21 protein-coding genes are annotated in these 21,470 nt (G+C 54.4%); 9 read left to right on the top strand and 12 right to left on the bottom strand.

The window, feature by feature from the left end:
* Positions 1-26: 26 nt before the first annotated feature.
* From CPH80_RS23200 to coaBC, 3 genes are all read right to left on the bottom strand, one after another.
* Positions 27-2,669 carry a phosphomannomutase/phosphoglucomutase gene (locus tag CPH80_RS23200; RefSeq protein ID WP_096279760.1) on the bottom strand — a complete coding sequence of 881 codons (2,643 nt, stop codon included), beginning with the start codon at positions 2,667-2,669 and terminating at the stop codon, positions 27-29.
* A gap of 92 nt (positions 2,670-2,761) precedes the next feature.
* Positions 2,762-3,223 carry a dUTP diphosphatase gene (gene dut / locus CPH80_RS17230; RefSeq protein ID WP_096279758.1) on the bottom strand — a complete coding sequence of 154 codons (462 nt, stop codon included), beginning with the start codon at positions 3,221-3,223 and terminating at the stop codon, positions 2,762-2,764.
* The gene (coaBC, locus tag CPH80_RS17225; protein WP_096279756.1) at positions 3,220-4,428 is read right to left on the bottom strand and encodes a bifunctional phosphopantothenoylcysteine decarboxylase/phosphopantothenate--cysteine ligase CoaBC; all 1,209 of its coding nucleotides are present in this window, start codon (positions 4,426-4,428) and stop codon (positions 3,220-3,222) included. The genes dut and coaBC overlap by 4 nt, the downstream gene beginning before the upstream one ends.
* Before the next feature lie 217 nt (positions 4,429-4,645).
* On the opposite strand from coaBC, the gene radC reads away from it, so the two are divergent.
* The 3 genes from radC (at position 4,646) to rpmG (ending at position 5,946) form a co-directional block, all read left to right on the top strand.
* Positions 4,646-5,320 (top strand): RadC family protein, encoded by a 675-nt coding sequence (radC, locus tag CPH80_RS17220; protein ID WP_096279754.1) that lies wholly within the window; start codon positions 4,646-4,648, stop codon positions 5,318-5,320.
* A gap of 222 nt (positions 5,321-5,542) precedes the next feature.
* Positions 5,543-5,779 (top strand): 50S ribosomal protein L28, encoded by a 237-nt coding sequence (rpmB, locus tag CPH80_RS17215; RefSeq protein WP_072795892.1) that lies wholly within the window; start codon positions 5,543-5,545, stop codon positions 5,777-5,779.
* Between the two features lie 11 nt (positions 5,780-5,790).
* A complete protein-coding gene (gene rpmG, locus CPH80_RS17210; RefSeq protein ID WP_096279752.1) occupies positions 5,791-5,946 on the top strand; it encodes a 50S ribosomal protein L33 in 156 nt (51 codons plus the stop codon).
* A 71-nt stretch (positions 5,947-6,017) separates the two neighbouring features.
* Here rpmG and CPH80_RS17205 read toward each other — a convergent pair whose 3' ends face one another.
* From CPH80_RS17205 to CPH80_RS17195, 3 genes are all read right to left on the bottom strand, one after another.
* Complete coding sequence (locus CPH80_RS17205; RefSeq protein WP_096279750.1) at positions 6,018-6,878, bottom strand: endonuclease/exonuclease/phosphatase family protein; 861 nt, start codon at positions 6,876-6,878, stop codon at positions 6,018-6,020.
* Positions 6,879-6,944: 66 nt separating this feature from the next.
* Positions 6,945-7,580, bottom strand: coding sequence for a thiol:disulfide interchange protein DsbA/DsbL (locus CPH80_RS17200; RefSeq protein WP_096279748.1), 636 nt, complete (start codon positions 7,578-7,580; stop codon positions 6,945-6,947).
* Positions 7,581-7,723: 143 nt separating this feature from the next.
* On the bottom strand, positions 7,724-8,332 hold the full coding sequence (locus CPH80_RS17195; protein ID WP_096279746.1) for a c-type cytochrome: 609 nt from the start codon (positions 8,330-8,332) through the stop codon (positions 7,724-7,726).
* A gap of 173 nt (positions 8,333-8,505) precedes the next feature.
* Between CPH80_RS17195 and yihA the strand changes: the two genes are divergently transcribed.
* On the top strand, positions 8,506-9,141 hold the full coding sequence (gene yihA / locus CPH80_RS17190; protein WP_096279744.1) for a ribosome biogenesis GTP-binding protein YihA/YsxC: 636 nt from the start codon (positions 8,506-8,508) through the stop codon (positions 9,139-9,141).
* A 62-nt stretch (positions 9,142-9,203) separates the two neighbouring features.
* Here yihA and CPH80_RS17185 read toward each other — a convergent pair whose 3' ends face one another.
* A complete protein-coding gene (locus CPH80_RS17185) occupies positions 9,204-9,884 on the bottom strand; it encodes a TetR/AcrR family transcriptional regulator (protein ID WP_096281734.1) in 681 nt (226 codons plus the stop codon).
* Between the two features lie 187 nt (positions 9,885-10,071).
* On the opposite strand from CPH80_RS17185, the gene CPH80_RS17180 reads away from it, so the two are divergent.
* The 4 genes from CPH80_RS17180 to coaD all read left to right on the top strand — a co-directional run bounded on the left by CPH80_RS17180 (position 10,072) and on the right by coaD (position 14,388).
* The gene (locus tag CPH80_RS17180) at positions 10,072-11,517 is read left to right on the top strand and encodes a coniferyl aldehyde dehydrogenase (RefSeq protein ID WP_096279742.1); all 1,446 of its coding nucleotides are present in this window, start codon (positions 10,072-10,074) and stop codon (positions 11,515-11,517) included.
* A gap of 72 nt (positions 11,518-11,589) precedes the next feature.
* Positions 11,590-12,225: a hypothetical protein gene (locus CPH80_RS17175; protein ID WP_096279740.1), complete on the top strand. Its 636-nt coding sequence runs from the start codon at positions 11,590-11,592 to the stop codon at positions 12,223-12,225.
* A gap of 42 nt (positions 12,226-12,267) precedes the next feature.
* On the top strand, positions 12,268-13,860 hold the full coding sequence (locus CPH80_RS17170) for a GMC family oxidoreductase (RefSeq protein WP_096279738.1): 1,593 nt from the start codon (positions 12,268-12,270) through the stop codon (positions 13,858-13,860).
* A gap of 45 nt (positions 13,861-13,905) precedes the next feature.
* Entirely contained in the window at positions 13,906-14,388 is a 483-nt protein-coding gene (gene coaD / locus CPH80_RS17165; protein ID WP_096279736.1) for a pantetheine-phosphate adenylyltransferase, read from the top strand.
* 56 nt (positions 14,389-14,444) lie between these two features.
* On the opposite strand, the gene CPH80_RS17160 is transcribed toward coaD, so the two are convergent.
* The 5 genes from CPH80_RS17160 to CPH80_RS17140 form a co-directional block, all read right to left on the bottom strand.
* Positions 14,445-15,731, bottom strand: coding sequence for a DUF945 family protein (locus CPH80_RS17160; protein WP_096279734.1), 1,287 nt, complete (start codon positions 15,729-15,731; stop codon positions 14,445-14,447).
* A 22-nt stretch (positions 15,732-15,753) separates the two neighbouring features.
* Complete coding sequence (gene ppk1, locus CPH80_RS17155) at positions 15,754-17,895, bottom strand: polyphosphate kinase 1 (RefSeq protein ID WP_096279732.1); 2,142 nt, start codon at positions 17,893-17,895, stop codon at positions 15,754-15,756.
* Positions 17,896-17,961: 66 nt separating this feature from the next.
* Positions 17,962-18,978 (bottom strand): porphobilinogen synthase, encoded by a 1,017-nt coding sequence (gene hemB / locus CPH80_RS17150; RefSeq protein ID WP_096279730.1) that lies wholly within the window; start codon positions 18,976-18,978, stop codon positions 17,962-17,964.
* Between the two features lie 173 nt (positions 18,979-19,151).
* Positions 19,152-20,183: a lipase secretion chaperone gene (locus CPH80_RS17145; RefSeq protein ID WP_096279728.1), complete on the bottom strand. Its 1,032-nt coding sequence runs from the start codon at positions 20,181-20,183 to the stop codon at positions 19,152-19,154.
* 160 nt (positions 20,184-20,343) lie between these two features.
* Positions 20,344-20,565: a hypothetical protein gene (locus tag CPH80_RS17140; RefSeq protein ID WP_096279726.1), complete on the bottom strand. Its 222-nt coding sequence runs from the start codon at positions 20,563-20,565 to the stop codon at positions 20,344-20,346.
* A 270-nt stretch (positions 20,566-20,835) separates the two neighbouring features.
* On the opposite strand from CPH80_RS17140, the gene CPH80_RS17135 reads away from it, so the two are divergent.
* Positions 20,836-21,468: a TetR/AcrR family transcriptional regulator gene (locus tag CPH80_RS17135; protein WP_096279724.1), complete on the top strand. Its 633-nt coding sequence runs from the start codon at positions 20,836-20,838 to the stop codon at positions 21,466-21,468.
* The last annotated feature ends 2 nt before the right edge of the window (positions 21,469-21,470 follow it).

The raw sequence follows: 21,470 nt of genomic DNA, 5'->3' as shown, positions 1-21,470 counted from the left end.
GGAGCCTGAAGGCAGCGAAGCCAGCATCAAAAGCCGGCCACTAGGTCCGGCGCTACCTTTTGTAGCTGGGTCCGGAAAACATTTTTGATCCGCTCCAGCGCTTCATCCGTTTCAGCCTCAAAGCGCAGCACCAGCATAGGTGTGGTATTGGAGGCCCGGCACAAACCCCAGCCATCGGTATAATCCACCCGAATGCCGTCTATATTGCTGATGTTACCGTCACCAAAGTCACCCTCTTGGCTCAACTGCTCCATGAGGGTGAACTTACTGCTTTCGGTCACTTCAACGTTAAGCTCCGGCGTGCTGATGTCCTCCGGGAAGTCTTCAAATACCTCGTCACTGTGACGATCTTCGATGCCGAGTATTTCCAAAAGCCTGGCCGCCGAGTAAAGCGCGTCGTCAAACCCGTACCAGCGTTCGGCAAAGAAAATATGGCCGCTCATCTCACCGGCAAGCAGAGCACCGGTTTCCTTCATCTTGGCCTTCATCAGCGAGTGGCCAGTTTTCCACATGATGGGGCGCCCGCCAGCTTCAGAGATCACGCCGGCAAGTCGACGGCTACACTTCACATCGTAAAGCACATCGGCACCTGGGTTCCGTGACACAACATCACGGGCAAAAAGCATCAGCAGGCGATCCGGCCAAATAATCTTGCCGGTATTGGTCACCAGGCCCAGCCGGTCGCCGTCACCATCAAACGCCACACCAAGATCTGCGCCTTCGGCTTTAACCCTTTCGATAAGGTCAACAAGGTTGGCGGGTTTTCCGGGATCGGGATGATGGTTAGGGAAATCTCCGTCCACCTCGCAGTACAGCGGGATTACTTCGCAACCCAGTTCCTCAATTAGCATGGGGCCAAGTTCGCCTGCGATACCATTGCCGGCATCGACCACCACTTTGAGCGGCGCAGCAACAGCGATATCACCCACAATACGATCAAGATACGCCCTGCGCACATCGTCTGAAGACTGAGTACCACGGCCAGCAGCGAGATCACCGGTCTGCACTCGCTTATAAAGCGATTGAATAGCATCACCAGAAAGTGTTTCACCGCCCAGCATAATCTTAAGGCCGTTATAGTTAGCCGGGTTATGGCTTCCAGTGACCATAACGCCCGATCCGTTCTCTAGGTGATGGGTCGCGAAATACAGCACGGGTGTTGGCACGGCGCCCACATGAATAACGTTGCAGCCAGATGCCATAACACCCCGGGCGAGCGCATCTGCCAGTTCCGGGCTTGAGTGACGACCGTCATAGCCGATGCACAGCGATGCCAGCCCACGGCTGATTGCCTCTGAGCCTATGGCGACACCAATGCGCTCGACAATCGGTGAGGTAAGAGTCTCACCGACAATTCCCCTTATGTCGTAGGCCCGGAAAATATCCGGTGACATTTCAACATCTGATTCATCCACCTCATCAACCCCCGGCATCTCTCCACCGGTAAAGAATGAGCTGTCATCGTTGCCGCTGCCGAAGCCCAAAACATCTTCGTCACCGTCCAACATGTCGATATCCGGCATTTCTTTATCCTGAAACAGCGGCTCACCGTCTGCAGCTTTGGCCGCCTTTGCACCCTTCACGGGTTTTGGCCTTGCCGCTTCCGCCACTTTGGTCAAACGCTTGTCCACCACCTGGGAAAGCCTGTAAAGCACCTCAGCTGCGGAGGCAACCAGATCCCATTGGAAGGTGGGCAGTTTCTGACGCTCACCACCAAACACTTTGTGGGCCCATTGAACCAAGCTAGCTACTTCGCGGCGCAGGTTCTTCTGGGCGCCGATCAGCAACATCCACACCAGTATGGCTGCGATCAGGGCAGGAAGGCCCACTAGCAGTGCGACCAGCAGAATATTGACTGAAGGCTCCGGCAAGACGCCTGCCTTGTAGCTAACCGTCCAGTCAGGATTGGCGAGCGCCCGAGTTTCTGTGGCGACTGCACCCGCGCCGTCGCCTTTATTGACGAAAGTCCGGGATGCGCCGGAGACCGTTTGTATCAACGCAAGCTCCCCTCCAAGGCGTGTGTTCATCACGGAAAGAAGCGGCTGTAGAAGTGATGCATCAAAGACCACCAGAAGGCTGCCTACAACGGCTTTACTGGCGGGATTTCGAACCGGAGCTGCCATCTGCATATACCAGCGGCTTTCCCGGGGGAAGGCATCAGGGTACAGGGATTGACTACTTTCAGCACGGCGTGCCAGCTCAAGCCCCGCAAAACCCAGCAGCCCGCTTCCGGTTCTTGGAATCTCGCGATAGGGAAACAGGAACGCGGCCTGAGCACCGGGCAAAGCCGTAGCCAGTGTCTGTTCAACGGCTCCGGTTTCAGATCGCTCCATCAACGTGTCCACCACGTGAGGCTGAGTTGCCAAGCCGTTCACACTCTGCTGCATCAGCGCAAGATAATGGTTTATACGCTGTGCAGCCGCATCTGCTTCGACGGTTTTCCAGGCACTAACGCGTTTGTCAGCCGCTGGCTGCAACGCCAGAAACTGCACCAGAATGACCGCCGCCACACCAGCCGCCATAACCACTAGAGCCTGTTTTAAAGCTGTCGAGCCAAGATGTTTTAATTTAGAGCCTGCGGGAGCCCGGGTTTTGGTTTTTTTGTCAGCTTTGGCAGCCGGCTGCTCATCAACAGGCGCCTCGGGAGCTTTCTTCTTACCCAGCTTCATAGTTCATCCTACAATTATCTTTTTTGTCCTGGACAGGTGCATATCGGCAAAGTATAGACGCCGCAACAAGTTTATGCGTTAACGCTTAATGATTATCGGGTACCAGTAGAGCCAAACCCGCCTTCACCCCGAGTACTTGCATCGAATTGGGCAACCACTTCAAAGTTCGCCTGAACCACTGGCACCAGCACCAACTGAGCTATTCTCTCTCCCACGTTTACGGTAAAGGCGGTGTTGCCACGGTTCCAGCAAGACACCATCAACTCGCCCTGGTAGTCAGAATCGATCAGCCCCACTAGGTTGCCCAACACAATGCCGTGCTTATGACCAAGCCCGCTCCTGGGCAGGATCATGGCAGCCAGCGACGGATCGGCAATGTATATGGACAGCCCGGTGCGGATCAATTGTGTCTCACCCGGCTCCAAGGTCAATGGCTCATCAAGGCAAGCCCGCAAGTCTAGGCCGGCCGAGCCTTCGGTGGCGTATTCAGGAAAAGCGATCTGGCTGCCAATTCGGTCATCAAGAATGCGTACCTGTAAATTTTTTTTGCTCATGCTATCCCTGTTTCCTTTAGGTGCTGGCCAATCAGCGTTACGAGGCGTTCGGCAATAACCTTTTTGCTGTCTGGCCCTATCGTTTCTTGCCCGCCCGCCCAAAATGCAGTGACTGCGTTATTGTCACTGTTGAATCCCAACCCGGGAACAGACACATCGTTGGCTACAATCATGCGCAAGTTTTTGCGCTGCATTTTGTCTTTGGCATAGTGGGCAACGTCTGAGGTTTCAGCAGCGAAGCCCACGGTAAAAGGTGCATCCGGGCGCCCCGCAATGGTCGCCAGCGTGTCCGGATTGCGTACCAGTGGCAGCGCCATGGTCTCACTGGATTTCTTTATCTTGTCGCTGGCACAGTTCTCTGGCCGGTAATCGGCCACCGCCGCGGTCGCCACAAACAGATCACAGCCTTCATCAACGGCTAGTGAGGACGCTTTCAGCATATCGTCGGCGCTAACAACATCGCGAATGTCGATGCCTGCCGGAGCAACTAAAGTAACCGGCCCACTAATCAGAACAACGCTGGCGCCTGCATCCCTGGCCGCAACCGCCAACGCATAGCCCATTTTGCCCGAACTGTGGTTGCTGATGTAGCGCACTGGGTCTATCGGTTCACGCGTTGGGCCAGCAGTAATCACCACACGCTTGCCTGCGAGCGGGCCAAAGCCAGGCTCCTTGTTCATTATCAGCCCAGCGATCACTGCAGCCTCAAGCATACGCCCGAGCCCATTATCGCCACAGGCCTGCTCGCCCTGGTCCGGGCCCCAGAGTGATACCTGCGGATCCTCTTGCAGCAGGCGAATATTGCGCTGCGTGCGTGCATTACCCCACATGGCCTGGTTCATCGCTGGCGCCACGTTGATGGGAGCCTCAGTCGCGCAGCAGACAGTGGTCAGCAAATCGTCGGCCATGCCCTGGGCTAGCCGCGCGATAAAATCTGCAGAAGCCGGAGCAACTACTACTTGATCGGCCCACTTTGCCAGCTCTATGTGCCCCATGCCGGCTTCCGCTTCCGGATCTAGCAAAGAGGTGCGCACGGGCTCGCCGCTGAGCGCCTGAAAGGTTAGGGGCGTCACGAAAGCTTCCGCACCCCGGGTCATAACAACCCTTACCTCGTGGCCAGCCTTTTTCAGCAGGCGCACAAGCTCGGCACTTTTATAGGCTGCAATACCGCCGGTTACGCCCAGCAGGATTTTTCTGACCGCCATAAAGGCTCCGTATCCGCTTAAAAAGAAAGGCTTATAAGATAGCATGCTCTGGCCACACCGGCAGCCTGCTTAGCACCGCGTTTTACCGTTTGTTACGTTTTGAAGTAACCTACGTGTATCTTGAACGCTGGCCACCCAAATTTATCATGGGTACCACGCTCGCTACTTGGGTGCAGGATGCACCCAGCCCATAGAATGACATGCAAGGAAGCCTAATATGACCGACTCCGCCTGGCCGATGGACGAACGCCCCCGGGAACGACTGCTCGCCCACGGGCCCGAAAGCCTCTCTGACGCAGAACTACTGGCAATTTTTCTACGTACCGGTACGGCCGGCAGGCCAGTGATGGCTCTCTCGCGCTTTCTGTTGCAGGAATTTTCCGGATTGCGAGGGCTTCTTACCGCTTCTCGCCGGCAATTCTGCGAGGTAAAAGGACTGGGACCCGCAAAATATGCGCAGGTTCAGGCCGCTATGGAAATGGCCCGAAGAGTCATGGATCAGCCTCTACGCCAAGGCGAGCCATTACGCTCACCCGAAGACACCCGGCGTTTTCTCACCAGCCGGCTTGCCACCTACCCCCACGAAGTCTTTGCGGCTCTTTTTCTGGACAACCGGCATCGGATTATCCAGTATCGAGAGCTGTTTCGCGGTACGATTGACGGCGCAGCCGTGTATCCAAGGGAAGTAGTCCGACAGGCGCTTGAAGATAACGCCGCCGCTGTCATTTTTGCCCACAACCACCCATCAGGCGTGGCGGAACCCAGCCAAGCTGACATTTCTCTAACCAAGCGGCTGAAAGATGCGCTCAGCTTGGTGGATATCAGGGTTCTTGACCATATGGTGATTGGCCACGGTGAGGTAATATCCCTCGCGGAACGTGGATTGATGTAGGTCGTCACACAAAGATGCAGAGAAACTGGCGAAACTCCCAACAAATTTTTGCGTTAGGGTGCTGGTTCTGGTATAAAAGCGTCCCTTTCTGGCGGCGTCTGGCGAGCAGCGTTCAGTTTAGTTTAGAGACGCAAACAGGGGCGTAACCGTTCCTCGGCAACCAGAGACGCATTAAAATCGATTTTATATCTATTAAGACCAATGCTCAGGTCGGAGGCAAGTATGTCCAGAGTTTGTCAGGTAACCGGTAAACGTCCGGTTTCCGGTAACAATGTATCCCACGCGATGAATCACACTCGTCGTCGTTTTCTGCCAAATTTGCAGAGCCACCGTTTCTGGGTTGAGACCGAGAAGCGTTTCGTGAAGCTGCGCGTATCCACCAAGGGTATGCGCATCATCGACAAAAAAGGTATTGACGCTGTATTGGCCGATCTTCGTGCCCGCGGCGAGAAATTTTAAGGAGCCGCATCATGCGCGAAAAAATCAAGCTGGTATCTTCAGCAGGCACTGGTCACTTCTACACGACCAAAAAGAACAAGCGTAACACTCCGGAAAAACTCGAGATCAAAAAGTATGATCCGGTTGTCCGTAAGCACGTTGCGTACAAGGAAGCTAAGATCAAGTAATTATTGATCTTAGCTTCCACAAAAAAACCCGGCAATCTGCCGGGTTTTTTGTATGTGTTTCTATGGATATCTCAGAATTTTTCCAGATATCCATCCGGCAACGCTATATCTAGAGCAATCGGTAAGTGATCTGACATGGGATAGTTCACCACCTCTGCCCGACTAACCTGCAGGCTTGGGCTCACCAAAATATGATCCAGCGCTTTTTCAGGTCGCCAGCTGGGGAAGCTGTGAGCCGTATCCGGCAAGGGCACCAGATTTGACCCCTTAAGCGGTGTGCGAGTCAGCAACTCCTCCGCGTGATTATTCATATCCCCCATCAAGACCACGTGCCGGTACTTGGAAATCAGCTCACTAATAAAGCCCAGCTGGCGCTGTTGCGCCGACTTACTCAAGGACAAGTGCATCAGCACGAGCACCAGAGGGTCTTCCTTAGTGCCGTAGCGGGCAACAATGGCCCCTCGCCCCGGAATTAGCCCAGGCAACTTGTACTCTTTCACATCCAGTGGTCGAAACCGGCTGAGCAAGCCATTGCTGTGCTGGGCAAGCTGACCCAGATTACGGTTCAACTGTTGATGCCAATAAGGAATCCCCGCTGCCTCGGCAAGGTACTGCACTTGATTGATATGCCCACTGCGCAGGCTCCCGCCATCGCACTCCTGCAGAGCAACGACATCGTAGTTACTGAGCAGCGAGGCGATACGATCCAGGTTTTGAATACGGTTACGATGGGGAAGAAAGTGTTGCCAGCTTTTGGTCAGGTAGTGGCGATAGGATGAGGTATTGATGCCCACCTGTATATTAAAGGTCAACAGCCGCAGGTGATGCTGGGGCTCAAACGCAGGCACGTGCTCCAGGCCCGAGTTCGAGCCTTTCGGCTCGCCCCCGGCACTGATAATACCGTCCAACCGTTTTCTGAAGCGTTTATACATAATCAGTGTACTGCCCTACCCCGTGCGACAACCCTTGCAAGTGAAAAAGCCACCCGGAGCATCTCTTCATTGACCCGCAGCGTGCTCTTTCTCCACCAGATAATCCACAACCTCCAGCATGGCTTCAAGGCTACCGGCCAAGGAAGCGCTAACCGTGTACTTGCCATTTACCAGCATAGTCGGTGTGCCGGTAACGCGCGCGCCCCGGATTTTTGCCTGCGCCTGCTGCATGCGTGCATTCACACCAAAGCTTTTGAAATTATTAAGGAACTCATCTCGGTCAACGTCATGCTCGGCAACGAAATCAGCCAAGGACTCACCGTCATTAAGAGGCCGACGCTGGCCTGCCAGGGCTTCAAACAGTGCATCGTGTACTTTATCCAGAGAATTCATGGCTTCAAGCGCATAGAAGGCCCGTGCGTGCGGTTCCCAGGAGCGGCCCAGAGCTGCAGGAATTCGTACATAGTCTACGTAATCTGGAGCCTTGGCTTCCCAGCTTTCGGCCAGCGGCTTGAAATTGTAGCAATGCGGGCAGCCGTACCAAAACACTTCTGCCACTTCAACGCGTGAATCACTGTCTGTGCGTACGGGCGTGTCCAGCTTTTTGTAGTGCGTACCTTCCTTCCAGTCGGCCGCACTGGCCTGACCGAATACTGTCAGGGCTGCTAGCAACAGGAGGGTCGTTCTGAGCGCTCGAAACATGAAATATCTCCAGATTTTTTGAGTGTCGTTATAAGGGAATTATGACCCCCCGAACCTGAAAAGTTCCACTGTTCGTGGATTACAGGATCGAAAGACAAAAAACCCCGCACTAGGCGGGGTTTTTAAAGTGCCAGACTTCCAGCTCAGTTCAAACCGGAAATGTAACTGGAAACGGCCTCAATTTCGGCATCGGTTAATCTGGACGTAACGTCCATCATGATCGCTGCATTAGAGCCATTAGCCCGGGTGCCGTCACGATAGGCCTGCAATTGCTTAGCCAGATATTCGGCGTTCTGTCCGCCGAGGTGCGGATACCCTGCGGGGGCGTTACCTTTACCCTGCGGATTATGGCAACCGGCACAGGCCGGAACACCAGTAGCCATATTGCCGCCCCGGTACACCGCAGCACCCTTCTCTACCAGCTCCGGATCCGCCTGGCTTACGCCCATATCCTGCTTTGCAAAATACGCGGCCAGATCCTGAAGGTCCTGATCGGACTTGCCAGTAAGCTGCCCGATCATTTCCGGTATGGAGCGGGCGTCTTCTTGGATAGCCACCAACTGCTCATACAGATATCTTTCACCCAGCCCGGCTATTTTAGGGTAGACACCCATAATCGGTTTTGCCCCATCCTGCCCATGACACGCCTGACAGGCCGCTGCGTTCTGCTTGCCTGCTTCAGGATCACCTGCTCCGTGCGCCATAGCTGTAAGGCCAACGCCGAAAACAAACCCTGCGATCAGTTTCTTCATGCTCGCTCCGCCTCTCTCATCTCGAAAATATTATTTGTTCGCAGCCGGCAGGCGCTGTTCAGTCAAGCTCAAAGACAAGGCTGACAGCGGTTACGCCAAGCGTACCGCCCGGAATTGGTGTAGCATTATACATTAATCCCTGATAACTGAAATCCAAAGGAAAGCCAACCGCTGTGGACTCTGATCTGACTCAAAAAAGCATCTCTTTTAACAGCGCTCGCTTCCTGGTCAGCGCTCCCCGGCTGGAAGACTGCCCACTGGACATAGGCGCTGAAGTGGCCTTTGCCGGGCGTTCGAACGCCGGTAAGTCCAGCGCCATGAACGCGATTACCGCAATCGGCAAATTGGCCCGCACCAGTAAAACACCTGGGCGCACGCGCCTGATCAACTTTTTTTCCTTAAACCGTGAGCATGCCCGGCTGGTGGATCTACCAGGATATGGCTACGCGAAAGTATCCCGGGACATGAAAGATGATTGGCAGAAGCATCTCGGGCAGTACCTGAACGACCGTCAGTGCCTGCGCGGCCTGGTTCTGGTGATGGATATCCGCCACCCACTCACTGAGTTTGATCAGATGATGGTGGAATGGTGTGAGCATAACAAGTTGTCACTGATGATTCTGGCAACTAAAGCCGACAAATTGAAATTCGGGCAAGCGAAAAACAGCATGCTAGACATTACCCGAAAGCTCGAGGCATTTACCTATGTTGAGCACCTGATCATGTTCTCAGCAACCTCCAAACTTGGCGTTGATGAATGCCGGGCGGCGCTGACACAATGGCTGGAAAGCCCTGCGGAAGATTTGTAAGGGCATAGAACAACCGGTCCGCAAAACAGTAGGCCGGTAAACCGCCAGGGTTTTCGACGCACTCAGTTCACGGTGGTTTCGTGCTCACCCTCGTGCTCTGGCATTGTTGGTCGATACCGCTCACGCAGCTCCATAACCTGCTCACGGTAAGCCGGCATCAGGTACGGAATCTCTAAAGTCAGCACCTGATAGATACCCTGCTTCAGCTCCCGAAGGGTCAGGCTAGCAGATGCTTTGACCCCATGAGCGGTTTTCAGAAACGCCATCCAGTTGGTAATCACCATCCACACATTCAGCGACATGGCCGACCGGAGAGATTCCGGCTGCGGCTCTATAATGCCGCCATCTGCTAGCTTCTCGAAAATGCGGCTAATAGCCGTGAGACACCGGTTGGTGAATTCACGATAGTCACCGCGCAGGCGCTGATCTCTGTCTAGCAGGTATTCCAGATCCCGATGGAAGAACCGGTAACTCCACAGACCATCAAATACCGATTCTAGGTAAAAAGTCATATCATCCAGCGTCATAGGCCGGTTATCTGGGATATCCAGATAAAAATCCACCAGCTTTTCGTATTCCTGGAATATCTCGTAAATAATGTCGGACTTGTTGCGGAAGTGGTAATAAAGATTGCCTGGCGAAATCGCCAGGTGCGCCGCAATATGATTGGTTGTGACGTTTCGCTCACCTTGCTCGTTAAACAACTCGAGGCTGGACAGCAGTATTTTGTCTCTCGTTTTCATAAGTTCTTCGGCGCTTGTTGTTTTACAGCTCACAGATTGCCTGATTCGCCACCGGGCCCGCTTGACTCGCTAGAGTATATACTCTAATAATACTCTCAAGTGCAAATTGGGCGTTTTTTCGACACCACACGCCAACACAAAATAACAGGCTGCCGCCGCAAAGCGACGGTGCCAAAAGGAGGACACCATGGGTGCCAGCGTTGTTCAGCTCACAGAGAGCAAAAAACATATTCAGCATACTCATCGGGTGTTCGAGGATCAGAAGACGGCGTTTCACAATAACCCGGCGCCATCACTGACCGAACGCCAGGAAAACTTGAAGCGCCTCAAACAGGCACTACTGACCTACCAAGATCGCCTTCTGGAAGCCATTGATCGGGATTTCTCATGCCGCTCACGAGATGAATCCCTGATCGCAGAAGTGATGCCTTCTATCCAGGGGATCAATTACACCCTGAAAAACCTTGAAGGCTGGATGAAGCCTTCTCGCCGGCACGTTTCCATGATGTTCCAACCCGCCAGCAACAAGGTTTGCTACCAGCCAAAAGGCGTTGTAGGGGTAATCGTGCCCTGGAACTATCCGCTTTACTTGGCCGTTGGGCCGCTCGTTGCCTCCCTTGCTGCAGGCAACCGCACCATGATTAAAATGTCTGAGTTCACGCCTCACACCTCCGCACTGTTTAAAGAGCTTATTGAGGTTACGTTCCCGGAAGATCTGGTATCGGTTATCAATGGCGAAGCCGATGTTGCGGCGGACTTTTCCTCGCGGCCGTTCGATCACATGTTGTTCACCGGCTCCACATCCGTTGGCAAACTAGTGATGCGAGCAGCTTCCGAGAACTTAACACCGGTTACGCTGGAACTGGGCGGCAAGTCGCCTGCTATTGTTTCCCCGGATGTCCCCATCGAAGACGCAGCTCAGCGCATTGCATTTGGCAAGGCGTTCAACGCCGGCCAGACCTGCGTGGCGCCAGATTATGTGCTCTGCCCTGCTGATCGCACTCAAGCCTTCGTAGAGGAATTCCGCGCGCAATTCTCGCAGATGTACCCTTCGCTGCGCGACAACGACGACTACACCGCTATTATTAATGAGCGTCAGTACACCCGCCTGCAAGGCTATCTAGAAGATGCCAAGGCCAAGGGAGCCGAACTTATCGAGCTCAATCCGGCACAGGAAAACATGGGCGACGGCACCCACAAGATGCCGCTGACACTGGTGCTGAACACCACACCGGATATGAAGCTCATGCAAGATGAGATCTTCGGCCCTATCCTGCCAGTTGTGAGCTACGGCAATCTCAACGAGGCAATCCAATACGTTAACGATCGCCCGCGCCCGTTGGCACTGTACTTTTTCGGGTACGACCGCAGCCAGCAGCAACAGATGATCGACAACACGCTTTCGGGGGGCATGTGCATTAACGATTCACTGATGCACGTGGCTCAGGATGATCTGCCTTTCGGTGGCGTAGGCGATTCTGGCATGGGCCACTATCATGGCAAGGAAGGCTTCCTTACCTTCTCGCACCAACGTGCCATTTTTTCCAAGCAGAAGTTCAACAGCGGCAAGCTTGTCTATCCTCCTTATGGGAAAGCTGCGCACAAGATGGTTTACAAGCTGTTTATTCGCTGAGGATTCTTCGTTTTAACCGGGGCGATCCCAGGCCCCAGTGATCGGCACAAGCAGAACAAGAGCGAGCCAACTATGACAGACCACCTTATCCCACCCGAAGGGCTGGGCTCTGTATCCGTAAACCGGCGCAGCTTTCTGCGCACCGGGCTGGGTGGCGCCTTGTTTCTGGGCACCGTCAGTGTAACCGCCGGCCTTAGCGGGTGTGCAATAGCTCCGGCCGGCCGACTTGGCGCCGTAGAAACGCGGATGGACGCCCGCTATCAGTTCCAGTTTCTGACAACGGATGATATCGATCTGTTTGAAGGGCTGCTCCCGGCCATCCTAGGTTCCGCGCTAACGGAGCAACCCAACGCTAGGCGCATGGCTATTGCCGGTACGATCGAACGCATCGACGCCGGCATTCACAAATTTGGGCCAGCCAATCAAAAAGAGCTCAGGCAACTTTTTGATCTGCTTAACTTCGGCCTTACCCGGATCACTATCGCACGGGTCTGGTCATCTTGGCCCAGCGTCACCACAGAGCAAGCCAATGGGTTTCTGGAACGCTGGCGCTCAAGCGGTATCGGGCTTTTCAATAACGGCTACATGGCCCTCACTAAAATCAGCAACGTGGCGTTTTACGGCTACCAGGAGAACTGGCACCTTTCCGGTTATCCTGGCCCGCCGGAGTGGGCTGTCAAAGCCCTGCCACAATTCCGCAGCGCCTGATTTTCAGCCTACTGTTTTGTCCTAAATATGGAGCCACCAACCATGTCGTCCAAAGATCGTATAGCCCAAGGCCTGGAATCCGGGTGGAAAGTCACTGATGGCGCTACCCTTACCGAAAACCTTACGGTAGAAGCCGACGTCGTTATCGTCGGCACAGGTGCCGGCGGCGGCACAACAGCCGAAATTCTCGCCAAGAGCGGCCTCTCCGTTATCTTGGTAGAAGAAGGCCGTCTGTATTATCAAAAAGATTTTAAAATGGACGAGCTCACGTCCTACGCCAACCTCTATCAAGAGGGTATGAGCCGCGTCACCAAAGATGGTGCTATTTCGATCTTGCAGGGGCGCTGCGTAGGTGGCTCAACCACGGTTAACTGGACCAGCAGCTTCCGAACACCAGATGCAACCCTCAACTACTGGAGTAAGCGCTTTGGGCTCGAAGCTCTGACCCCAGAGGCCATGGCACCCTGGTTTAACGGCCGTGAAACCCGCCATTCCATGTCGCCGTGGGAGATGGATCCAAATCTCAATAACGATGTGTTGCGCCAGGGTTGCGAGAAGCTTGGCTTTAGCTGGCAGGTTATCCCCCGCAACGTAAAGGGCTGCTGGAACCTCGGATACTGTGGTGTGGGCTGCCCAACCAACGCCAAACAGGGCGCGCTAATGACCACCATTCCCGGCGCGCTGGATAATAACGCCCGGATGTTCCATGGCCTGCGCGCCGATCGGCTGGTTATGAACCAGGATCGAATTGAAACCCTGCAGGCGACCGCCATGGCCAGCGATGGTATTACACCCACCGGCATTACAGTAACGCTGAAAGCAAAGCACTTTGTGGTTGCTGCCAGTGCTATAGGTTCGCCCGGCTTATTGCTGCGCTCTAAATTGCCCGACCCTTACGAACGGGTAGGCAAGCGTTCGTTTATTCACCCGGTGAACGCCAGTGTTGCGCAAATGCCAAAGCGAGTGGATCCATTCTATGGCGCACCACAGTCCATATATTCCGACGAGTTCAACTTCCGCAACGGTGTAGATGGCGACGCGGGTTACAAGTTGGAAGTACCTCCGCTGCATCCGGCCATGGCGGCCGGTGTTGTTCCAGGACATGGCGACTCACAGGCGGAAAACTTGGCCGGCCTGCCCTGGATGCAATCTGTTATCGCCCTGTTGCGAGATGGCTTTCATGAGGACAGCCCCGGCGGCACCGTGTCACTTCGCGACGACGGCAGCCCAGTGCTTGATTACCCGATCACCGATTATCTTTGGAAAGGCCTGCGTCATGCTTTTTACACCATGGCTGAAATTCAGTTTGCGGCCGGCGCTGACCGAGTTCGCCTGATGCACCTAGACTCTGATTGGTATTCCAGCTGGGCCGAAGCCAAATCTGCAATTGATGGCTTCTCCATGGAACCCCACCGAGTTCGCCTGTTCACAGCACACCAAATGGGCGGCTGCGCCATGGGGAACAACCCGCAAGAATCGGTGGTCAACGGTTTTGGCGAGCATCATCACGTTAGTAATCTCAGCGTGCACGACGCTTCGGTTTTCCCGACCAGCATTGGCGCCAATCCACAGTTGTCCGTTTATGCCTTAGCTGCGCGAAACAGCACCCGGTTGGCACAGCGTCTACAGAAGTAGCTGAAATGCTGATATTCTTGGCCCCTGTTAAAAAAGGAGCTGTGCATGCCTAAAGTCATTTACCCGGGCACCTTTGACCCCATCACCAACGGCCATACGGATCTCATTGAGCGGGCCAGTCGGCTGTTTGATGAGGTTGTTGTTGCGGTCGCCTACAACTCAAAGAAGAAGCCATTGTTGAATCTGGAGGAGCGCTGCGAGCTGGTTCGACAGGCAACGACTCATATTCCCAACGTCAGCGTGACCGGTTTCAGCTATCTGCTCGCCGATTTTGTCCGTGACCAAGGCGCTACGGTGATTCTCCGTGGCCTGCGGGCAGTTTCCGATTTTGAGTATGAATTTCAGCTTGCAGACATGAACCGTCGCCTAGCGCCGGAACTGGAAAGCGTGTTTCTAACGCCTTCCAATCACCTTTCCTACATTTCCTCAAGCCTGATCCGAGAAATCGCCTCTCTGGGGGGAGACGTGTCAGAGTTCGTTGATCCAGTTGTAGAGGCCGCACTGAAAAATAAATTCAGCCAAGCCTGAACTTTTTGTGGACAATAAAAACGCCCCAGCTGGGGCGTTTTTATATCGCAACAGCTTTAGAACAAAGGCGGCAATGGAATTTCCTGACCGTTAACGTCAACCACCATATCGTTCAGTTTCGCTGCCAGCACTAGCCGGTCTCCCTCAGGCACCAGCAGCCCTTGCTTAACCAAAGGCGCCAACTGCATGCGCACAAGGGGATAGTCCTCCACCAGCACCATAGGCACACTCAAATTCATTTCGCCGGTTAACTGCTGCATAACCATCAGCATCTCCGCTTTCTTATCCTCCGTAAGTTCCGGATGAGCAATCACTGCGTTACCAGTCACCGCACCTTCAGGCGTATCCAGGGTCAACTCCGGAAACCCGATCGAAAAACCTGCCGCTGCAAGGTTACGCATAGCAGTATTAACTTGTTGCATAGCCGCCATCTGCTGCTCAAACGCCTCACGGCTGCCGGCATCCGGCGCCAGCTTCATGCCCTGGAGCTCGGCCATACTGGTTGTCAGCATGCTCCAGCTCGCAACATCCAGATCTTCCAAGGCAAACGCCAGTTTATGTGGGCCATAGGCCTGCTCTTCAAATCTGACTTGCCCCACCTCAATCGATAACCGTGAGTTCAGGCGCTGCCCGTCGTCATTTGCCTCGGTACTACTGCGCGCCAGCAGATCCTCTAGTGTTATCGGGGGCGACTCGGGGGACGTCAACGCAACAGACGCAACCGATGCCTCCATGGTTCCAGTCCAGACATCGCCGTTCAGGTGAGACATACTCTGCTCAACACGGAAATCATTGATGCGAATGTTCATATCCGGCCCCGAGAGACTCAACTGAGGCCAGACTAAAAGCGCTTCAACGTGGGAGCCCGCGTTACTGATTTCGAGTCGGGCAACACCGCCACTGGTTCTAAGAGACTCACCGCTTTTCGGGCTATTGATGGCCATGGCCGGAGCTTCCAGCTCAAGCGCAGCTGTGCCCCAAAGGCGCGTTTCCAGAGTCAGCCTTGGTCGCTCCTGAAACCAGTCAGCGCCTTCAGGTGCCCAACCTTCAACCGGCACAAATTCCATAAAGCTGCCGGCAACCCCATGAGTCACACTGCCGCGATACTTAATCCGGTGGGTTTCACCGTCTTCGGGATTTACCACCGTTACAGTGCCATCCAAATCCGCGCCAAAAAAGCCCCGGCGATAGTCTGCTGTTTGCATTTGCACAAACGGCTGCGAAAGATTCAGTTCACGGGTGACTTGTTGCCACTGTTGCTCTGTTACGTATCCCACTGCCCAAGGCATTGCGCCGGCAACAACCAATACACCGACGCCGGCAATTATCCACTTTTTATTCAAGAATTCTCTCCGTCTGAAAATGTCAGGATTTGCCAGTCAGGCGCTCTAGCAAAACCAGTTGCGATGCCACACGTTCTACGCCTTCTGCCGGCTGATTCTGAATATAACTGCCATCCGGCTGCAGCATCCAAGACTGGCAATTGTCCGCAAGGTAAGTATCCAGATCTTCGCGCACCCGCGCTATCAGCTCCGGATCTTCAATCGGAAACGCCGTCTCAATCCGGCTCAGCAGGTTACGCTCCATGCAGTCTGCGCTTGAACAGTAAACCTCGGGCTTGCCACCATTGCCGAAATAGTAAACCCGGGTATGCTCCAGGAAGCGCCCCACAATGGATCGCACCCGAATGTTATCCGAAAGCCCCGGCACCCCGGGCCTGATGCTGCATATGCCACGAACAATCAGTTCCACTTCTGCGCCCGCCTGGGAAGCCCGGTACAGAGCCTTTATGAGCTGATTTTCAGTCAGCGCATTGATCTTAATAATGATGTGACCTTTGTCACCCAGAGCAGCCTCACGTTCAATCAGGCTAAGCAATCTTTTGTGGAGCGTAAACGGCGCATGGAACAGTTTTTTGATCTTCAGGGCCTTGCCCATGCCGGTTAACTGCTGGAACAGCTTGTTAACATCGTCCCCAATGGACTCGTCACAGGTCATATAGCTGTAATCAGTATAAAGGCGCGCGTTGACCGCATGATAGTTGCCGGTTCCCAAGTGCACATAGCGGCGCAGTCGACCTTCCTCACGGCGCACAATCAAGATCATCTTGGCGTGGGTTTTGTACCCCACAACGCCGTAAACCACGACTACACCGGCTTCTTGCAATCGGCTCGCCAGCTCCAGGTTCTCAGCTTCGCTGAATCGTGCCCTCAGCTCAACAACGGCGGTTACCTCTTTGCCACGCCGAGCCGCTTCTGCCAAGGCTTCAACAATTTCCGAATCGGCACCGGTACGATACAGGGTTTGTCGGATCGCCAGAACCTGCGGATCCTTCGCGGCTTGGCGCATCAAATCAACAACGGGGCTGAAGTTCTGGAAAGGATGGTGCAGCAGGATCGGTCGGTTGCGGATGGCGTCGAATATGGTTTCTCTACTGCGGATCTGCTTGGGTATGGTGGGCGAGAAGCCCGAATAAGTCAGATCAGAGCGATCCACAAGGCCGGTAACGGCCATTAACCGGGTGAGGTTCACTGGCCCGTTGACCTGATACAGATCTTTTCCCGCCAAGCCGAATTCCGTCAGCAAAAACTGTACAAGCTCCTGCGGGCAGTTGTCTGCCACTTCCAGCCGCACACCGTCGCCAAACCGGCGGCTGAGCAATTCACCACGCAGGGCGGATGCTAAATCTTCAAGGTCGTCTTCCAGCTCCAGATCGGCGTTGCGTGTGAGCCGGAACTGATAACAGCCCTTGACCTCCATGCCCGGAAACAGCTCATCCGTATGGGCGTGAATCATCGACGACAGGAAAACCAGATTCTCCCCGCCGTTGCAGATCTCATCCGGCAGGCGCACCAGTCTTGGCAGTGAGCGCGGAGCAGGCACTATGGCCATGCCGGTCTCACGACCAAAGGCATCCTTGCCGTCCAGTTCAACAATAAAGTTAAGGCTTTTGTTCACTAGGCGCGGAAACGGGTGTGACGGATCCAGCCCGATGGGGCTGACCACCGGCAGAATTTCATCCTGAAAATAATTACGCACCCACTCCGCTTGCTCCGGTGTCCACTCCCTGCGTCGTACGAAGTGAATATTCTCTTGTTCCATCTCCGGGATCAGGACATGGTTCAGGATGTCGTATTGCTCATCAATATACTCATGGGCAACACGGCTGATTTCACTCAGCGCCTGTTCGGGCATGATGCCGTCAGCACCCACAGTCTCTCGGCCGTACTTTATCTGCTGGCGCAGGCCAGCCACCCGTATTTCAAAGAATTCATCCATGTTACTGCTGAAAATACAGCAGAAAATCAGCCGGTTAATCAACGGATGGGTGGTATCGAGCGCTTGCTTCAGTACCCGGTAATTGAACTGAAGCTGGCTCAGTTCACGGTTGAAGTAGTTTTCACTAGCGTCCAGATTAGCCACTTCACCCACCGGCGGAATATCCATTGGTGCAGGTATGCTCTGCTCCCCGTCCGCTGTCAGATTCCTGGCGATTTCCGTTGTCATAGCCTTTCAGTTCCTGTCTGGTTTACCGCCGGCCACTTCCTGGCGGCGGATAGTCCGCCAACGGCTTCAGCGCCGCTGGTCCCGCATCAGGCGTGCTGCGCGCACGGCGAAGTAGGTCAGAATTCCGTCCGCACCGGCACGGCGCATGGACATTAGGCTTTCCATCATTACCGTATCACCATCAAGCCAGCCATTTTGCTCCGCAGCCATGTGCATGGCGTACTCTCCACTGACTTGGTACACAAATGTTGGCACCTGCAACTCGGTTTTCACTCTGTGCACGATATCCAGATACGGCATGCCGGGCTTGATCATCACCATATCGGCGCCCTCGGCCAGATCCATCATCACTTCTTGGATTGCCTCGTTGCTGTTGGCCGGATCCATCTGATAGGTCTCTTTGCTACCCTTGCCTAAATTTCCGGCAGAGCCGACGGCGTCTCTGAAAGGCCCATAGTAACCAGATGCATACTTCGCAGAATAGGCCAGTATGCGGGTATTTACATGCCCTGCAGACTCCAGCGCTTCACGCAAGGCGGCAACACGACCGTCCATCATGTCTGAGGGTGCAACGATATCGGCCCCTGCGTCTGCGTGGGATAGCGCCTGATTCACCAACGCTTCTACGGTGACATCGTTCAGAACATAGCCATCGTTATCAATGATGCCATCTTGGCCATGGGTGGTGAACGGATCCAGTGCCACATCGGTGATTACTCCGAGCTCAGGGTAAGCTTGTTTGAGTGCCCGGACGGCACGTTGCGCCAGCCCATCAGCATCCCAAGCACCGGAGCCAGACACGTTCTTTTTCTCCGCCGAAACCACGGGGAACAGTGCTATTGCGGGAATGCCCAGCTCCACCAACTCAGCCGCCTGCTCAACCAACAAATCAATACTCAGACGATCCACGCCCAGCATGGATGGCACCGGCTCACGCTGCCCTTCCCCTTCAAGGATAAAAACCGGGTAGATCAGGTTATCCGGCGTCAGCTGGTTTTCTTTCACCAGCCGGCGGGAAAAATCGCTGGCCCGATTGCGTCTTAGGCGAGTAGTGGGGAAAACACGGGGTGTCGATAGCGGCACAGAAAACCTCCTGAATGACACGGCAAAGAGTTGGATCAGAAATCCCGGCGCCTTGGCGGCACCGTTTGCACCATCATACACCCCCCGGGCCGCCAGTTGCAGACCGCGGCTGGGCTTTTCCCGAGGCTAGGCTACTGGCTACTGGCTACTGGCTACTGGCTACTGGCTACTGGCTACTGAATCGAATCTAGCGCTTGGGCCCGGATACGTTCAGATTCACTAAAATACTTCTCACGCAGCCGGCTCAAGCTCTCATCGCGCTCAGGCTCTGCCAGCCCCGATGCACTCAGAGCATCACGCTCATTTGCATAAGACTGCCAGCGCCGGCTCCAGTCCTTTTGTTCTGTATCCAAGCTCTCCAACCTTTCGGCGGCCTCTACGCCAAACTCTTTCTGGCGCCAAGCGCGCAAAGCCTCAGGATCATTGTCCAACGTCTCACGAGCCTGCTCATACCGGGAAAATTTGCGAGTTTCCTGCCTCGCCTGTCGCACGGGCTCAGGCAAAGCCATTTCGGCCTCAGCAAGGGCTTCTTCGCGCTGTTGTTCAGTGAGGCTCTTGTCCCTGTCAATGCTCAGCTTTTTAAGTTGATGACGATCTATCGCTTCGTCGTCGGCAAAAAAGGCCTCGGCTGTGTCCGCGTCCATCCATGTTCTACGCAGCGCGTGAACTTCTGCCATTCGGCGCTCTATCTCACTCGGCCCTGATGCGCCTACATCGCCATAAGCTGCCTCCAAATCCGACAACGCAAGCTTGTAATCCAAGTATCGACCAAGGGTATCAAGCGCCTGCTCTCTTGCAGGTTCTTCCAGTGCGGAGAGTGCACGACGAATTCTGGCCACCAGTTGCGGCAGTGTTTCCTCACCCAGAGCAGACAGATAGTACTCAAACAACTGCCGTAACTCGTCGGTAGGGATCAAGTTGCCCAAACGATCCGTTTTTGCCCATCCACTCGGTTCGGAAGTACCCACCAAAGATGAGGGGTGCCCCTGCGGTATATTGCGACCAGAAGAACCATCAACCAGTTTTGAAGGCGTTTGCTGGCGCGCTTCTGCCAAGTTGGTGTCATCCGGGGTTGCATCTGCAGCGCGCTCAGGCGCACGGGTAGAAGCGGGTTGATCCTGAGAACTATCGGCAAGCAGCCAGAGTGCAATCACAACGGCTATGATCACAGGTACAGCAAAGTAGAGTCTGGAGACAGATTTCATAATAACGGGCAGATCCGGCGTATCGGTGGCTTGACCGCAGTCTCGAAAACAGAGAGTGAGACGCGCTGCATGGACAATAATAGACAGAACCTGAGCGCTTTACCGAGACGAACCGCAAAAACAGGCCGGGGATTGCAACCCCGGCCTGTAAAGACAATGTTCAGTGTGCGCGGTTGTTAAAATCTGCTTCCACCTTGCGCGGCGAATCAGCACGGAAAGATGTCTCAACTTCCTGGATTCTGCCACCTTGGCTCAGGAACGCCTCAATATCTTGCTGTAGCTGCGCGCGCACCCGGGCCCGGCCTGCGATTGAATGGGCATCGTCGCTTTCGTTGCCCCAGCTCCCGGATTGTTTCAGGTTGCTCTCGTCGAGTTCACTCATGATTTTCTCGTTCAACGAAAACAGCGTTACAAGTGCCGTACCACCCTACTGGGCGCCGCACTCCGCCTCGACCAGCCGCTACTACTGCAGCAGTCTTGGCGTCTTTATAATCTGCTTTTCACTGCAGCGCTATTTACAACCGATGTATTTTTTGTAACATTTTGTAACTGTTTATAACTTTCTGAATTTAAATGGCAAAATACAAATACTAAAGAAGTGTTTGTGTTGACGCAAAGAATGAATAATGATTCAATAATTGTGAGGGCCGGGATGGCTTATCGTGAAACAGAGAAAATGCGCCTGCGCAAAGCGGCGGCGCGCCAGCGAATCGCGGAATGCGCTTATCAATGCGTTGCCGAAGGTGGATTTCGCAATGCAAAAATTACTCGCATTGCACAACTTGCGGGCGTAGCCACGGGAACGATCTATCGCCATTACGAGTCAAAAGAGGACTTGTTTGCCGAAATATTTCGCCTGGCCACACAGCGCGAAGTGGACAAGGTGGCAGAAGCTCTGGCAGTACCGGGAAACGCGACGGTGCGACTGGAAAAAGCATTACGGCAGTTTGCCAAGCGAGCATTGAGCGGCTCTGTAATGGCTTGGTCGCTCATTGCTGAGCCGGTAGACCCAAAAGTGGAAGTGGAACGGCTGGCATACAGAAAAGCCTATGCCAACTTGTTTGAACAAGCGATTTTGGAGGGCATCGAAGAAGGGTGCATTCCGGATCACAACGCACGCCAGAGCAGCACCTGCCTGGTCGGCGCTATCGCGGAAAGCCTGGTCGGCCCGTTGTCACCGACCCAGTCCGAACAGGCAACCGCAACTGAAACTGATAACAACGACCCGCTGGTCGACACCATCATCCGCTTTTGCATACAGGGGTTGACCGGCACGAGGAGGTAGCA

Source organism: Marinobacter sp. LV10R510-11A (genome assembly GCF_900215155.1).
Taxonomy (GTDB): Bacteria; Pseudomonadota; Gammaproteobacteria; order Pseudomonadales; family Oleiphilaceae; genus Marinobacter.
The sequence above is the reverse complement of the archived record's forward strand: the minus strand, read 5'-3'. Positions and strand labels throughout refer to the sequence as shown.